Source organism: Paractinoplanes polyasparticus, assembly GCF_019710575.1.
Lineage (GTDB): Bacteria > Actinomycetota > Actinomycetes > Mycobacteriales > Micromonosporaceae > Actinoplanes > Actinoplanes polyasparticus.
The window spans coordinates 220,907-236,462 of record NZ_JAHWFK010000013.1; the positions used below are offsets into that span (position 1 = coordinate 220,907).

Genomic DNA, 15,556 nt, shown 5'->3' on the forward strand with positions numbered 1-15,556 from the left:
GACATCGGGCCTTTGACCTTGAAAGCGAGAGGTGGCAGGAGCAGCAAAACACTCCCACCACCCCGCTACGACGTCTGGACCTTGACCTTGAGGTTGATCGTCAACCAACCGGCGTCCGATATCCACCGCTCTGCTCGGCGACCAACGTCGCCATCGCGTGCTCCACAACCCCCACCAGCACCTGCTTCACCGAGTCGCGGTGGCGGGCGTCGCACATGACCAGCGGCACGTGGGCCGGGATGGCCAGCGCCTCCCGCACCTCGTCCGGCTCGTACCGGGGCGCGCCGTCGAAGCAGTTCAGCGCGACCAGATAGGGCAGATGACGGTTCTCGAAGTAGTCGAGCGGGGCGAACGCGTCGGCGATGCGCCGCGTGTCGACCAGCACGGCCGCGCCGACCGCACCGCGGATCAGCTCGTCCCACATGAACCAGAAACGGGTCTGTCCGGGGGTGCCGAAAAGGTAGAGGATCAGGTCGTCGGCCATCGTGATGCGGCCGAAGTCCATCGCCACCGTGGTGGTCCCCTTGCCGGGCACCTTGGACGCGTCGTCGATCCCCTGCCCGGCCGAGGTCATCACGGCCTCGGTGGTCAGCGGCTCGATCTCGGAGACCGCTCCGACCAGCGTCGTCTTCCCCACGCCGAAACCTCCGGCGACGACGATCTTCGCCGAAGTGATCTCTTTGGGTTGCGCCCCCGCCCGCTCAGAGCTTGCGAAGTCCACTCAACACCCTTTCCAGCAGATCCATCCGCTCCGTGAACCCAGTTTTGGGAGCGGCGCTGTGCAACGACAGCAGCCCGTCGGCCACCATGTCCGCGACCAGCACCCGGGCCACACCCAGCGGAAGCCGGGTCAGCGCCGAGAGCTCGGCCAGCGATTGCGCCTTCGCCTCGCACAGCACGGCGATGCGGTATTTGTCATGCCCGGCGAACCGGGCTTCCTGCAGACCGGCCTGGCTGGCCACCAGAACGGCCTCGATCGGGATGTCCCGACGCGGCTCCGTCCGTCCGCGGGTGACCGCGTACGGGCGCACCAGGTTGCCTCTCGGGTCCTGTGGCTGGCCCACGCGCGTTCACCCCCTTCCGTCGAACCGGCGACTAATGACTGACTGCTTCGCGTGCCACCGGCGACAGCGAGGCGCCGACCCGCTCGACCAGCAGCGCCATCTCGTAGCCGACCTGGCCGACGTCACAGCTGCGGGCGGCCAGCACGGCCATCGAGGAGCCGTCGCTGATCGACATCAGGAACAGGTATCCGCTGTCCATCTCGATGATCGTCTGGTTGACCGCGCCCGCGTTGAACATGCGGGAGGCGCCGTCGGTCAGGCTGACCACGCCGGACGTGATGGCGGCGAGCTGGTCGGCGCGGTCGGCCGGCAGGTCGCGCGACGCCGCCAGCAGCAGGCCGTCGGCGGACACCGCCACGACGTGGGCGATGCCGGCGACGCTGTTGGCGAAGTTGTTGAGCAGCCAGCCCATGTCCTGCATGGTGGGGGGCCTGGTCACCGTTAGATCTCCTTAGCCTGGGTGGCGGACTCGGCGGAACCGTCCGTCCGTCCACGTTGCACACCTCGGTGGTATGCGGAGAGCAGACCACGAACCTCGTCGGGACTGCGCTTGTTCTGGTTGCGCGGCCCGGGCTGTACGCCGCCGGGCACCAGCTGTGCCTGAGGGACTCGCTTGGGGAGACCGGACCGTGTGGTGCCGGCGTCGACGGGTTCCGCCGCTGCCATTGCCCTCTGCCACCCCTCGTCGGCCGATGTCCTCCACCGGTCCTCGGCCGCGGGGCGCGGCTTCGGCACGGACGGTCCATTGTGCCCGGTGCCCGTCGGTGCGGCCGCCGGGGCCGCTGCGGCGGGCGGTGCGGGCGGCGGTGAGGCCGGCGGCGACACGGGCGCGGGCGCGGGTGCCGCCGTCTCCGTGGCCGGGGCCGGGGCCGCAGCCGGGTTCGCCTGACCCGACGAGCTGTTCGGTGGCGGGGCGTAGCCGGCGGTCGGCATCCCCCACTCCTCCTGGCTCGCCGCGTCGTGATCGCGGAACCAGCTCTGCTGCATCTTCACGAAGATCGGAGCGTCGTTGCGCTCGTCCGGCGTCGGGGAGGCCGTCGGCGCGGGCACCGGCGGCATCGCGGCCAGCGCGGCGCCCCAGGAACTGCCGGTCGGCGGAGGCGGCGGCGACACCGGTTCGGGTGCGACCGGCGCCGGTGCGGGCACGGTGGAGGCGGCGGCGAAGCCGTTCATGGTCGTCGAGGCGGCCGTGGCGTCGATGGTCTTGGTGACGCGGGTCGGCAGCGGCGGCCGGTTCGGGGTCGGTTGCACGTCCGGGTCGGACGGGGGCCGCTGCGAGGGGAACATCGGCAGCTGCGGGTGCGCGGTGTTTGGCTGCGGGGCCGGTTCGCGCCACGGCTCGGGGGCGATCGTCGGCAGCGTCGCCGTGGCGGCCCGCCCGGCCTGCGCGTCCCAGCTGCCGCCACCGTACGGCGAGGTGCCCAGCTCCTGCGGCCGCGCCGGCGGGTCGAGGCGCCGGCTGGGCAGCACGACGATGGAGCTCGGCAGGGTGACCTGGGCGACGGTGCCGCCCTCGATGTTGGCCCGCAGCTCGACGCGGATGCCGTAGCGCGAGGCGAGCCGGCCGACCACGGCCAGACCCATCAGCCGGAACGCGGCCACGTCGACGCTCGGCGGCTCGGCCAGGCGGCGGTTGAGCTGGTCCATCTGTTCCTCGGACATGCCGAGGCCGCGGTCCTCCACCTGGATCACCACGTAGTCGCGGATCCGCCGGCCGTCGGCCACCACGATGGTGTTGGGCGGGGAGAACCGGGTGGCGTTGTCGAGCAGCTCGGCGACCAGGCGCACCACGTCGTTGACGGCGAGCGCGGCGATCGAGATGTCGGTGTCGACGGTGCCGAACTCGATGCGGTTGTAGAGCTCCACCTCGGACTGGGCGGCGCGCAGCGCGTCGACCAGCAGTGCGTCCTCGCGGCGGGGGGCGCTGGAGTCGGCGCCCGCCAGCACCAGCAGGTTTTCGTCGTTGCGGCGCATCCGGGTGGCCAGGTGGTCGAGCTCGAAGAGCTGCGCGAGCCGCTTCGGGTCCTCCTCGGTGCGCTCGATCTGGTCGAGCTCGCCGATCATCCGGTCGACCAGCGACTGACTGCGCCGGGCCAGGTTGAGGAACATCGTCGAGACGCTGGTGCGCAGGGCGGCCTGCTCGGCCGCGATGCGGACGGCCTCGCGGTGGACCACGTTGAACGCCTGGGCGACCTGGCCGATCTCGTCGCGGTTGGGCAGCCTGATGGGGTCGCGGACCTGACGGACGATGTCGTCGGCGCCGCCCTCACCGAGGTTGCGCGCGTCGCGCAGCCGGGCCACGGCGTCGGGCAGGTCGCGGTTGGCCACAGCCAGCGCGCCTTCGCGCAGCCGGCGCAGCGACAGGTTGAGCGAACGGGCCAGGATGACCGCGAGCACCACGGCCACGATCAGCACGAGCACGACCAGCGCCGACTCGATCGCGGCCTGGCGGACGACGCCGTCGCGGTCGGACGTGGCCTGGTCGACGACGTCGGCCTCGAGCTCCTGCTCGGCCCAGCGCATGAGGTCGACCACGGCGCCGAAGGACTGGGTGATCTCGGCCGCCTCGACCGAGCCGCCGCCGGCCCGGCTGAGCCGGCTGGCCACGCCGTCGACCAGGTTGACGGCGTCGCCGCTGACCACGTTGTCGACGAGGGAGCGCTGGCTCGGATCGGCGACCAGCGAGAAGGCGAGCAGCGCCTCCTGCTGACTGGTCTGGCTGGCGATGAACGCGGTGCGTTGCTCGGCGCTGAGGTCGTTCGTGATCCGGGCGGCGTACGAGACTGCTTCCTGGTCGGCGGTGCCGGCCTTGGCCCGGGCGAACGCCGAGATCGCGCGCAGCCGGTCGGCCACCTCGCCGTCGCCGGCGTACTGGCTGACGGCCTCGCCGTAGGCCACCAGGTCGGTGATCACCACGCTGTAGCGGGACACCGCCTCGGCGACGGCGATGCCGTTGCGGTCGCCGACCGCCGTGCGCGTGGCGTCCATGGTGTTCAGGTGGTCGTCGATGCGGGCGAGGCGGTCGCGTACGGCGCCCGGCGGGTCTTCGATGTCGGCCCGATGCGCGCGGTAGACCTGGATCTGGGCGTCGCTCGCACCCACGGCCGCCTGGTAGCTGTCCGGCCGGCTGCCCGGGCTGCCCACGTAGGCGGCGGCGGCCATGCGCTCGACGTGCAGCAGCTGGGTGAGCCCCGAGATGTCGGTCTCCAGCTTGGTCAGTTCCTCGACCGTGCCCGCCTCGGAGGCGCGCTGTCCGACGTCGACCAGGCGGGCGGTGGCGAGTGCGATGACGGCGACCAGAGGAACGACCAGGATCAGAGCCAGCTTGGCGCGAATGCGGGCGTCTCTCAGACGAGGAAAGACACCACGACGCGCCACCTGGGTCGAGGATCCGGTGCTCAAGACTTTTCCTCCGTGGTCTTCCCCATGGCTTTTCGCCCGCAGGACGTCGCGCGGCCCGGGAATTTCATCAGAACGGCCGTCCCTTTGGGAAGTCTGGAAACACCCGGAAACGAACTTCGTGTCCGACTGCAAGCAATCTCGACAGTTCTACTTTCGACAGGCATGGCGCTTTGACGTGCACGAATATGTCGACCACGACATTCAGTGACGAGCCGGTCACCGCATACCCTTCATATTTCTACCAGTATGTGAGACAAGCGTCTCGCTCCATCGATGGAGCCCCGCTTGACCAGGGGCCTTCACGTTGGCAAGGTTTGGCGCGATCGAACGGACACGCTGTCCGTGTCGGCGTGCCCGTCGCCGGACCACGATGCTGCCGTCCCCTTCGCCTTCCGCCCCTCTAGGAGGGACTCCAGTGCGGCTCCCCCGCATCACCGCGGCTACTGCCGTGGCATCGATGCTTCTCGCCGGCGCGGCCGGCTGCACTTCCGACGACGACGACGCCGCCGCAAGCGGTGACACCGTCGTGATCGCGGCCGACCTCAACAACTCGTCGGCGGTCGACACCGCGTACGCTCGCGCCCTCCAGCTGCGGATCGAGCAGATCAACGCCTCGGGCCAGCTGGGCGACCGCAAGCTGGAACTGCGCACCCAGGACAACCGGAACGACCCGACGTCGTCGCTGCGCAACATCAGCACGTTCGCCGACGACCCGGCCGTCGCCGCGATCATCACCGGCACCTGCGACCAGTGCGTGGTCGGCGCGGCGAAGACGATCAACGACAAGACGATCCCGACGATCGCGCTGGCCGCCGCGGACGAGATCACCAACCCGGTCGGCGAGCGGCAGTACGTCTTCAAGCTCGGCCCCAACTCGGGCGACAGCGCCGCCGCGCTGGTCACCGAGTTCACCCGCGCCGGCCACAAGAAGATCGCCGTGCTGCACACCAACGATCTCTACGGCCGGGGCGCCGACGCGGCGCTGACCGGCGCGCTGCGCGGCACCGCCACCACGAGGACGGCGACCCGCTCGGTCAAGCCGGCGGCCAGCGACATCGCCCAGTCGGTGGGCACCCTGACCGACACCGAACCGGACGCGCTGGTCGTGCTCACCCCGCCCGATCTGGCCCAGCAGGCCGCCACCGACGCCCGGGCCGCGGGCTTCGGCGGCCGCATCTACTTCGACTCGGCCGCGGCCGGCGACCTGTTCATCCCGCGCAGCGCCGCGAGCGCGACGAACAACGCGACGATGGTGTTCACCCAGATCCTGGCGATCGACGACGTGATCGCGACGACCCCGGCCAAGTCCTCCCGCAAGCAGTGGTTCCGCGACTACACGTCCCGGTACGGCAGCTACTCGGGCGTGGCCTCGTTCGCCGCCGACGCGGCCGACCTGATCGCCGACGCGGTGGCCCGGGTCGGCGCCGACCGCCCGCGGATCCGCGAGATCCTCGAGACCTCGCAGATCGACGGGCTCTCCGGCCCGATCCGCCTCACGCCGGACAACCACTCCGGTCTGATGCCGCAGGCGCTGACCCTGCTGGTGGCGCGCAGCGGTCGCTGGCGGCTCGCGTCATGATCCGGGTCGACCAGGTGTCCCGCACGTTCAGCGGGCGCTCGGGCACGGTCGAGGCGCTGCGCGACGTCAGCCTCGAGGTCGGCAACGGCGAGTTCGTGGCCGTGGTCGGCCGTTCCGGTTGCGGCAAGTCGACGCTGCTGCGGATGATCGCGGGCCTGCTGCCGCCGACCGCCGGCCGCGTCGACGTGGGCGGCGAGCAGGTGGTCAAGCCGCGGCGGGACGTGTCCATGATGTTCCAGCGACCGGCTCTGCTGCCCTGGCGTTCGGTGCTCGACAACGTTCTGCTGCCGGTGCAGATCTTCGGCTGGCGCAAGGCGCAGTACCGGGACCGAGCGCACGAACTGCTTGCCCTGACCGGCCTGACCGGCTTCGAGAAGCGGCTGCCGCACGAGCTCTCGGGCGGCATGCAACAGCGGGTGGCGCTGTGCCGCGCGTTGATCGGAAAGCCTCAGGTGATGCTGATGGACGAGCCGTTCTCGGCGCTCGACCCGCTGATCCGCGAGGAGCTCTCGATCGAGTTGCAGCGCATCCACATGGAGCAGGAAGCGACCACCGTCTTCGTCACCCACTCGATCGACGAGGCCGTGCTGCTGGCCGACCGGGTCGTCGTGCTCAGCCCTCGACCGGGCCGGGTCCGCGAGATCGTCGACGTGCGCATCCCCCGCCCCCGCACCCTGGGGCGTACGGCGCACTCCGACGAGGTGGCGCGTTCCAGCGCCCTTCTCCACGACCTCCTGATGGCCTGACCGACAACTCACTCTCCGTATAAATACCTAAGCGGGATTTTAAGAATCGACCCCCGCTGTTGAGCGCGTAGGCGAGGAAACCGTAACGTGCCGGGCATGGCTTTTCGCACCTGGGCGAAGTTGGTGGGAACCGCATTCGGCGCCGCTGCGCTGGTTGGGGCCGGACAGCTCGGCCTGGCCTACGGGCTGGGCGTGCTGAGCTTCTCCCGTGTTGTCGAGGTCACCACGCGTGACGTATGGACCACCCAGCTGGCCTGGGTCTCGTGGTTCGCGCTGACCGCGGCCGCGGCCGGCGGGCTGGCCGCCCGGTCGCACCTCACCCCGAAAGCGGGCGCCGGCACCAGGCTGATCGGCGGCGTCGCGGCGGGCCTGGGCGCGGCCGCGATCGTCCCGCTCACCATGCAACCGGCGCGCAGCGCGCAGATTGCCGGCGTGGACGCTGTCTTCGTGATCGGCGCCTGCGCGGTGCTCGGCGCGGCGGCCGGCATCTTCGCCGCCTGGGCTGCCCTGGGTCGCAACGCCGCCCGCTGGAGCCTGCTGACGATGAGCGCGGTGGCCTGGCTGTTCGCGATCGTGTCGGTGGCGCCGTCGCTGCGGTCGGGTGGGCAGGTTCCCGCCGTACGGCTGGGAGTGCTCGACGCCGGGTTCGTGCCCGACGGCCTGGCCGAGCAGGCCTCGCTGTTCACCATGCCCGCGCTGGCCCTGATCGCCGGCGTCGCGGTGGGTCTGATCGCCCGCCGCCGGCAGCTGTCCACAGTGTCCATCGCGCTGGCCGGCCTGCCCGGTCCGGCGCTGTTCACCGTCGCCTACCTGATCGCCGGCCCCGGTTCGACCCGGGCGCAGGAACTGCCGTACTGGGCTGCCGCCACCGCCACCGGCGCCGGCGTCCTCGGCTCCGTGCTCGCCGCCGTGCTGGGCCGCGGCCCGGAAACCGACCGCCCCCGCCGGCCGGCCGCCGCCGAGCCCGCTCCCGACCGCCCGCCGTTGCCGCAGCGCGACGCCCAGCCCGAGTCGGCGATCGCCAAGGCGGCCACCAAGGCCGGTCCGGGCCTGCCCGGTGGCGGCACGCCCCTCGCGGCCACCGGACGCGCGACGGTGGCCCCGAGGGCCGCCGTCGCCGCCCGCGCCGCGGTGGCCGCCCAGCGCACCGACGACGAGCTGCGCCCGTCCGACACGGGCGTCATCACGATGCCCCCGTTCGACGGGTTCACCCCGCCGCAGGCACAGAAGCCGGACGGCGAGATCTCGGACTGGGTCAGCGGCCTGGGCCGTTGACCGGGGTCACCGGCACATAGACCTTGCTCCCGCCCGCCACGAACTCGGCGGACTTCAGGCCCATGCCCTGTGCCTTGAGGTCGTGGCTGATCTTCATGGAGCAGAACTTCGGGCCGCACATCGAACAGAAGTGGGCCGTCTTCGCGGGCTCGGCCGGCAGCGTCTCGTCGTGATAGGCGCGGGCCGTTCCCGGGTCCAGCGCCAGCTCGAACTGGTCCTCCCACCGGAACTCGAACCGGGCCTTCGACAGGGCGTCGTCCCAGGCCTGGGCGCCCGGGTGCCCCTTGGCCAGGTCGGCCGCGTGCGCCGCGATCTTGTAGGCGATCATCCCGGCCTTCACGTCGTCCTTGCCGGGCAGGCCGAGGTGTTCCTTGGGAGTCACGTAGCAGAGCATCGCGGTGCCGAACATGCCGATCATCGCGGCGCCGATGGCCGACGTGATGTGGTCGTAGGCCGGGGCGATGTCGGTCGTCAGCGGCCCGAGCGTGTAGAACGGGGCGCCGCCGCACAGCTCGACCTGCAGGTCCACGTTCTCTTTGATCTTGTGCATCGGCACGTGGCCCGGGCCCTCGACCATCACCTGCACGTCGTGTTCCCAGGCCAGGTGGGTCAGCTCGCCCAGCGTACGAAGTTCGGCGAACTGGGCCTCGTCGTTGGCGTCGGCAATGGAGCCGGGGCGCAGGCCGTCGCCGAGGGAGAACGTGATGTCGTACGCCGCGAAGATCTCGCACAGCTCGGCGAAGTTCGTGTAGAGGAAATTCTCCTCGTGGTGGGCCAGGCACCAGGCCGCCATGATCGAGCCACCGCGGGAGACGATGCCGGTTACCCGGTCCGCGGCCAGCGGCACGTGCGGCAGCAGCACGCCGGCGTGGATCGTCATGTAGTCGACGCCCTGCTCGGCCTGTTCGAGGATGGTCTGCTTGAACAGCGGCCAGGTGAGCTTCACCGGGTCGCCCTTGACCTTCTCGAGCGCCTGATAAATGGGCACGGTCCCGATCGGCACCGGCGAATTCCGGATGATCGCCTCGCGCGTCTCGTGGATGCGCGGCCCGGTTGACAGGTCCATCACCGTGTCGGCGCCCCACCGCGTGGCCCAGGTCAGCTTCTCGACCTCCTCGGCCACCGACGACGTCACCGCCGACGTGCCGATGTTCGCGTTGACCTTCACCAGGAACCGCGACCCGATGATCATCGGCTCCGACTCCGGGTGGTTGCGGTTGACCGGCAGCACGGCCCGGCCCGCCGCGATCTCCGAGCGCACCAGTTCGACCGGCACGTTCTCGCGGACCGCCACGAACTCCATCTCGGGGGTCACCTCGCCGGCCCGGGCCGCCGCCAGCTGGGTACGGCCGCTCGCCCACGGCTTGCGGAGCGGCGGCAGCCCGACCTCGGGATCGCTGCCCGGACCGGACGTGTCGTAGAGCCGGACGGGCTCGTTGCCGCCGCTCAGCTCAACCTCAACGAACGGCACCTGGATGTCGGGCCGCGGTCCCTCGACGTACGTCTTGCGCCTCATGATTCCTCCCCTATAGGTACAAACCAGACAGCGTTCGGGCGTACGAAACCCCGGCGCCGCCTCTTGCCGACTCCCTAGAAAACGAAGTGGTCCAGCGGCCCGTGTCCGTCGCCCAGCCGCCAGTCGCGCCCACCGAGGAGCGCTGCGGTCACATAGGACTTGGCATTCCGTACGGCCGTCGGCACCGGATCACCAGCGGCCAGCCGCACCGCGATCGCCGACGAGAAGGTGCAGCCCGATCCGTGGTTGTTCTCCGTACGCACCGGCTCCCCACGCAAGACCTCGGTCGTCCCGTCGAAGCGCAGAACGTCGACCGCCCCCTCGCTACCGGTCACCACCACCGCCCGCGCGCCCCGCCCGACCAGCTCCTCCGCCGCGACGGCCATCTCCTCGGCCGTCTCGATCACCCTTCCGACCAGGGCGGCGGCTTCGTGCCGGTTCGGAGTCAACAGACACGGGTACGCCACCAGGGGCGCCACCGAGGCGGTCTCAGCCAGCCGGGCTCCCGACGTGGCGACCAGCACCGGATCGACCACCAGGTTGGGCAGCCGGTCGGCCCGGTCCAGAATCAGCTCGGCCACCGCCGGGTCGCCGATCATGCCGACCTTGACCGCCGCCAGCGGGAAGTCGTCGAGCACCGCGTTCAACTGAGCCGCCACCACGTCGATCGGGATCGGGTGGATGGCGGTGACGCCGAGCGTGTTCTGCGCTGTTACGGCCGTGATGACCGAGACGCCGTACGCTCCGAGCGCCGCGAACGTCTTGAGGTCGGCCTGAATCCCCGCTCCCCCACCGGAATCGGACCCGGCGATCGTCAACACCACCGGCGGCGTCACTTCGACCTCACCGACCGGCGCCCCGTCGAGCCTGTGGACAACTTCAGCCGTTTTCCAGCGCGCCCCGATAGTCTCCCCACCCTGGGTGGGGCGGCGGCGTCGACCAGCGAATCGCAGCCCGAACGGCCCGGGCCGGCAACGCCGGAAGCGAACCCCTCGGTCAACTCAGCCGCCGTCCGTTCCGGATCACCGGATCGCATGATCGCGCCCAGCACAGCGACCCCGGCCGCCCCCACCGCCGCACATTCCGCGGCCCGGGCCGCCGAGTCGATCCCCCCGAGGGCCAGCCACGGCACACCACCTGCCAGCCGAGCCGCAGCCGCTGGGCCCAACGCCGGGCCGTACCCCGGTTTCGTTTCCGTCAGCCAGATCGGCGAGAGCGTCGCATAGTCCTCATCGGACAGCCGACCGTGCCGTGAACGCCCGACCAACCGCACACCGCCGGTCGGCAGCGGGTCGCGCTCGGCCAGATGAACCGCGTCACCGCCCAGCGGGTCAGGCCCGGCGACGATCAACCGCCCGGCCGGAACAACGTCGCGCAGCTCCGTCGCCAGCCGCAGCCGAGGCTCGTACGGCAGGTCTCGTTCGCGCAGGATGACCCACGACGCACCCCCGCGAACCGCAGCCCGCACCACCTCGACGACAGACCCGGCCGCGAGCCGCCGATCGGTGAGCACCACGAGCCCGCCCGGCGTCACCACCGCGCCGGCCCTTCGACCGAACCGGTCAGCACCACGGGCCCGCTAGGCGTCGACCACCGCACCGGCCCTTCGACGGAATCGGTCAGCACCACGGGCCCGCGAAGCGTCACCACTGGGCCAGCCCGTCGTCCGAAGTGGAGGCCAGAGCGTGGAACCGTCGCGGGATCCGTCCCGCCGTGAAGGCCAGCCGGCCCGCGATCACCGCGTGCCGCATGGCTTCAGCCATCGCCCCAGGGTCCTCGGAGCGGGTGATCGCGCTCGCGATCAGCACCGCGTCGCAGCCCAGTTCCATGGCGAGCGCCGCGTCCGAGGCCGTGCCGATGCCCGCGTCGAGCACCACCGGAACGTCCACGCTCTGCCGGATCAGGCGGATGTGGTGCGGGTTCGAGATGCCCAGCCCGGAGCCGATCGGCGACCCGGCCGGCATCACCGCCGCGCAGCCCACGTCGGCCAGGCGGCGGGCCAGGATCGGGTCGTCGCTGGTGTACGGCAGCACAGTGAAGCCGTCGCCGACCAGCTGTTCCGCGGCCCGCAGCAGCTCGATCCCGTCGGGCAGCAGGGTCCGCTCGTCGCCGATCACCTCGAGCTTGATCAGGTCGGTCTCGAAGGCGTCCCGGGCCAGGTGGGCGGTCTTCACCGCGTCGCCCGCCGTGTAGCAGCCGGCCGTGTTGGGGAGCACCCGCACGCCGAGCCGGTCGAGCATCGGCAGCAGCCCGGGGCCGGCTGCGTCGACCCGGCGGAGCGCCACCGTCACCAGGTCGGTTCCGGAGGCGACGATCGCCTGCTCGAGCGCGGCCAGACTGTTCGCCCCGCCGGTCCCGAGGATCAGTCGTGACTTGCCGAACAGCATCGTCAGCCTCCCTGCGCCGCGGTGAGCACTTCGACCGAGTCGCCCTCGGCCAGGGCCATGGCCTCCCACGTCGAGCGGGGCACCACTTCGCCGTTGACCGCGACCGCCACGCCGCGCCGGGCCTCGGTGATCGTCTCGACCAGTTCCCGTACGGACAGATCGCGCACGAAACCGTCGGAGCTGCGCCCGTTCACCGTCAGCCGCATCAGAACCTCCGGGGTGAGAAGTCGGCCAGCATGGGATCGGCCTCGCCGTTGAGCACCAGGTCGGCGACGAGCTCGGCGGTGACCGGCGTCAGCAGGATGCCGTTGCGAAAATGCCCGGCCGCCACGATCACGCGCTCGTCCAGGCGGCCCAGCAGGGGCGCGTTGTCGGGGCTACCGGGCCGGTGCCCGACGGTGGTCTCGGTCAGCTCGAACTCGGCCAGCGCCGGCACCAGGTCGAGGGCGGCGCGCAGCAGCTCGTGGACGCCACCCGCGGTGATCAGCCGGTCGGTGCGCTCCTCCTGGGTCGCGCCGACCACGATCTCGCCGTCCGCGCGCGGCACGAGGTAGACCTCGCGACCGTCGACCGCCGCGTCCAGCACGTGCCGCAGCAGCCCGGGCTCACCCCGCAACCGCAGCACCTGACCCTTCACCGGCCGCACGGGCAACCCGGTGAGCGCGGCGGTGCCGCAGCCGGCCGCCACGACCACCGTCTGCGCCTCTACATCGGACAGCGAGTCGACCCGCTTGGTGACCACCCGCGAGCCGAGGCGGTCGCGGAGGGCGGCCACCACCTTGCGCGGGTCGACCTGGCGCTCGGCCCGGGCGAGAGTCCCCAGGCGTACGCGGGGAGAAAGCGCCGGTTCCAGCTCGCGCAGCTGGGACGGGCGCAGCAGGGGCAGTTGCTGCCCGCTCCAGAGGCGCGACCGCTCGGCCACGTCGTCGGCCGTCATGGCGAGGCCGAGCGTGCCGGTGTCGTCGTAGCCGACGTCGACGCCCAGCCCGGCCGCGAAGCCCGGCCACAGCTCGGCCGACCGTTCGAACAGCCGGATCAGCCGCGGGTCCTCGTGCTCGGATTCGCCGCCGGGCGCGAGCATGCCGGCCGCAACGTGCCAGGCGCCCTCGTCGCCGCCGTCGAACACCGTCACGTCGGCGCCCCGGTCGACCAGCCGCGAGGCGATGGCCAGCCCGATGATGCCGCCCCCGATGATCGCGATGTCACTCATCGGACGCCAGCGCCTTCAGGAACTCCGCTGTCACGCCCGCGGGATCCGCGGCGACCGCCGAGATCGCGGCCACGCCGTAGCAGTCGAGCTGAGCCACCCGTTCCGGTGTGATGCCCGCGATCGCGATCACCGGCGTTCCCGGCACGGCCCGCGTTATCGCCGCGACCCCCTCGGGACCGATCGGATCGGGCAGCCCGCTCTTGCTGGTCGTCGTGAACGTCGGCCCGACGCCGAGATACGAGGCGCCGTCCGCGACGGCGGCGCGGGCGGCGGAGGGGTTGCGGCAGGTCGCGCCGAGGATCGCATGCGGCCCGAGCACGCGCCGGGCGGCGGCCACCGGCAGGTCGTCGGCGCCCACGTGGACCCCGTCGGCGCCGGCCGCCAGCGCCACCCCGACCCGGTCGTCGACCAGGCAGGGCGCCCCGGCCGGGCGGCACAGCTCGAGAGCGGCGACCGTCAGGGCGTACGCCGCGCGGTCGTTGGTCTTGACTCTGATCTGGACGGCCACCGGGCCGTGCCCGAGCACGCCCCGGACGACGTCGAGCGAGTCGGTGACGATATGTAAACGCGGAAACGACAACGGACGCTCCTCCCTGCGCCGGCATGATCCGGATCAGGTTCGACGGTCGGGGGCCGCGTCAGCCCCCCTCTCAGCCCGGTGCACCGGACTCCCGTGGGGTTGTTCGTCTCGGACCATAACCGGTCCGTCGCTCTGCGCGCTAGCGCACGTCCCAAACTGGTTCGGGGGTCTCGACGACCTCACCGTCGTTCTGAAAGAGCACAAAGCGGTCGAACGAGCGGGTGAACCAGCGGTCGTGAGTGACCGCGATCACAGTGCCCTCGAACAGACGCAGCCCCTCCTCCAAGGCCTCGGCCGAGGCCAGGTCGAGGTTGTCCGTCGGCTCGTCGAGCAGCAGCACGGTCGCGCCCGACAGCTCCAGCAGCAGCACCAGGAAACGCGCCTGCTGACCGCCCGAGAGCGTGCCGAACCGCTGGTCGCCCTGCTCGGCCAGCTCGTACCGGTTGAGCGCCTTCATCGCGCCCGCCCGATCCATTCCGGACCGGTGGTCGTCGCCGCGCCACAGGATCTCGACCAGCGTGCGTCCGAGTAGTTCGGGCCGGTCGTGGGTCTGCGAGAAGTGGCCCGGCCGGACCCGGGCACCGAGCCGCGCGACGCCGTTGTGCGCGACGTGGGCCAGCGGGGCGCCGTCGACCGGTTTGTTCTCGGCCTCGGGGTCGCTGCCGCCGGCCGCCAGCAGGCGCAGGAAGTGCGACTTGCCGGTGCCGTTGGCCCCCAGCACGGCCACCCGGTCGCCGTACCAGATCTCCAGGTCGAACGGGAACGTCAGGTCTTCCATCTCGAGCTGCTCGCAGATCACCGCGCGCTTCGCCGTACGGCCGCCGCGCAGGTTCATGCGCAGCGACTGCTCCTTGGGTGGCGTCGGCGGCGGGCCGGCCTCTTCGAACTTGCGCAGGCGGGTCTGTGCGGCCTGGTAGCGCGAGGCCATGCCGTCGTTGAAGGTCGCCTTCTGTTTGAGCGACAGCACCAGATCCTTGAGCTTCTGGTGTTCCTCGTCCCAGCGGCGGCGGTTCTCCTCCATCCGGTCGTGACGGTGCACGCGGGCCTCGTGCCACGACGCGAAGCCGCCCGGATGGGTCCACGCGCTGCCGCCCTCGACCGCCACCACCCGGTCGGCCGTCTGAGCGAGCAGTTCCCGGTCGTGCGAGACATAGAGCACAGATTTGGACGACTCACGCAGCCGCGTCTCGAGCCAGCGCTTGCCCGGCACGTCGAGGAAGTTGTCGGGCTCGTCGAGCAGCAGCACCTCGTCGTCGCCGCGCAGCAGCAGGTCGAGCGCGAAACGCTTCTGCTGGCCGCCCGAGAGGGTCCGAACCGGACGGTGCCGCACCTCGTCCCACGGCTTGCCCAGGATGGCCACAGCCACGGTGTCGAAGAGCACCTCGATGTCGTAGCCCCCGGCCTCACCCCAATGGGCCAGGGCATTCGCGTACGCCAACTGGGTGCGCTCGGTCTCGTCGAGCGCAGCCGCGGCCCGGGCCAGCCGGTCGCCTGCCGCCCCGAGTTCGGGCTTCACCAGCGACAGGGCCAGATCCTCCAGCGTACGGTCGTCGCCGATCATGCCGATGAACTGGCGCATCACGCCGAGCCCACCGGACCGCGCGATCGTGCCCTCGGGCAGCGCGAGGTCACCCGCCACCATGCGCAGCAGCGTCGTCTTGCCCGCGCCGTTCGGCCCGACCAGCGCGACCTTGGCTCCCTCACCGACCCGGAACGCGACGTCGGCGAAGAGCCGGCGCCCGTCGGGCAGCACAAATCCGGCCCCAGCGACATCCACGTAACCCATGGCCGTCATCA

Annotated in this window: 14 protein-coding genes, 1 pseudogene and 1 riboswitch; of the genes and pseudogenes, 3 read left to right on the forward strand and 12 right to left on the reverse strand. The window is 71.3% G+C overall.

The window, feature by feature from the left end; translation table 11 throughout:
- Positions 1-100: 100 nt before the first annotated feature.
- From KXC43_RS15895 to KXC43_RS15910, 4 genes are read right to left on the reverse strand one after another with little or no spacing between them, the layout of a single operon-like run.
- Positions 101-721 carry a GTP-binding protein gene (locus KXC43_RS15895; protein ID WP_221376829.1) on the reverse strand — a complete coding sequence of 207 codons (621 nt, stop codon included), beginning with the start codon at positions 719-721 and terminating at the stop codon, positions 101-103.
- Positions 702-1,064 carry a DUF742 domain-containing protein gene (locus KXC43_RS15900; RefSeq protein WP_127499757.1) on the reverse strand — a complete coding sequence of 121 codons (363 nt, stop codon included), beginning with the start codon at positions 1,062-1,064 and terminating at the stop codon, positions 702-704. Before KXC43_RS15900 ends, KXC43_RS15895 begins: the two co-directional genes overlap by 20 nt.
- 31 nt (positions 1,065-1,095) lie before the next feature.
- Positions 1,096-1,503: a roadblock/LC7 domain-containing protein gene (locus KXC43_RS15905; protein ID WP_221376830.1), complete on the reverse strand. Its 408-nt coding sequence runs from the start codon at positions 1,501-1,503 to the stop codon at positions 1,096-1,098.
- Positions 1,504-1,505: 2 nt separating this feature from the next.
- Entirely contained in the window at positions 1,506-4,466 is a 2,961-nt protein-coding gene (locus tag KXC43_RS15910) for a sensor histidine kinase (RefSeq protein ID WP_221376831.1), read from the reverse strand.
- A gap of 415 nt (positions 4,467-4,881) precedes the next feature.
- Between KXC43_RS15910 and KXC43_RS15915 the strand changes: the two genes are divergently transcribed.
- From KXC43_RS15915 to KXC43_RS15925, 3 genes are all read left to right on the forward strand, one after another.
- Positions 4,882-6,045: an ABC transporter substrate-binding protein gene (locus KXC43_RS15915; protein WP_308129098.1), complete on the forward strand. Its 1,164-nt coding sequence runs from the start codon at positions 4,882-4,884 to the stop codon at positions 6,043-6,045.
- On the forward strand, positions 6,042-6,791 hold the full coding sequence (locus tag KXC43_RS15920) for an ABC transporter ATP-binding protein (RefSeq protein ID WP_221376833.1): 750 nt from the start codon (positions 6,042-6,044) through the stop codon (positions 6,789-6,791). The genes KXC43_RS15915 and KXC43_RS15920 overlap by 4 nt, the downstream gene beginning before the upstream one ends.
- Positions 6,792-6,887: 96 nt before the next feature.
- Positions 6,888-8,066 (forward strand): hypothetical protein, encoded by a 1,179-nt coding sequence (locus KXC43_RS15925; protein WP_221376834.1) that lies wholly within the window; start codon positions 6,888-6,890, stop codon positions 8,064-8,066.
- Here the strand turns inward: KXC43_RS15925 and thiC are convergent.
- From thiC to KXC43_RS15965, 8 genes and pseudogenes are all read right to left on the reverse strand, one after another.
- A complete protein-coding gene (thiC, locus tag KXC43_RS15930; protein ID WP_221376835.1) occupies positions 8,047-9,582 on the reverse strand; it encodes a phosphomethylpyrimidine synthase ThiC in 1,536 nt (511 codons plus the stop codon). The genes KXC43_RS15925 and thiC overlap by 20 nt on opposite strands.
- 74 nt (positions 9,583-9,656) lie before the next feature.
- Positions 9,657-10,418: a bifunctional hydroxymethylpyrimidine kinase/phosphomethylpyrimidine kinase gene (gene thiD, locus KXC43_RS15935; protein WP_221376836.1), complete on the reverse strand. Its 762-nt coding sequence runs from the start codon at positions 10,416-10,418 to the stop codon at positions 9,657-9,659.
- A 149-nt stretch (positions 10,419-10,567) separates the two neighbouring features.
- Positions 10,568-11,119, reverse strand: a pseudogene (locus KXC43_RS15940) (thiamine phosphate synthase); the annotation flags it as partial.
- Positions 11,120-11,225: 106 nt separating this feature from the next.
- On the reverse strand, positions 11,226-11,969 hold the full coding sequence (locus tag KXC43_RS15945) for a thiazole synthase (protein ID WP_221376838.1): 744 nt from the start codon (positions 11,967-11,969) through the stop codon (positions 11,226-11,228).
- Between the two features lie 2 nt (positions 11,970-11,971).
- Positions 11,972-12,175 (reverse strand): sulfur carrier protein ThiS, encoded by a 204-nt coding sequence (gene thiS / locus KXC43_RS15950; protein WP_221376839.1) that lies wholly within the window; start codon positions 12,173-12,175, stop codon positions 11,972-11,974.
- Entirely contained in the window at positions 12,175-13,179 is a 1,005-nt protein-coding gene (gene thiO, locus KXC43_RS15955) for a glycine oxidase ThiO (protein WP_221376840.1), read from the reverse strand. Before thiO ends, thiS begins: the two co-directional genes overlap by 1 nt.
- Positions 13,172-13,738, reverse strand: coding sequence for a thiamine phosphate synthase (locus tag KXC43_RS15960; protein WP_308129123.1), 567 nt, complete (start codon positions 13,736-13,738; stop codon positions 13,172-13,174). The genes thiO and KXC43_RS15960 overlap by 8 nt, the downstream gene beginning before the upstream one ends.
- Before the next feature lie 14 nt (positions 13,739-13,752).
- Positions 13,753-13,864: riboswitch (TPP riboswitch) on the reverse strand.
- Between the two features lie 34 nt (positions 13,865-13,898).
- Complete coding sequence (locus KXC43_RS15965; protein WP_221376842.1) at positions 13,899-15,545, reverse strand: ABC-F family ATP-binding cassette domain-containing protein; 1,647 nt, start codon at positions 15,543-15,545, stop codon at positions 13,899-13,901.
- Positions 15,546-15,556 lie beyond the last annotated feature (11 nt).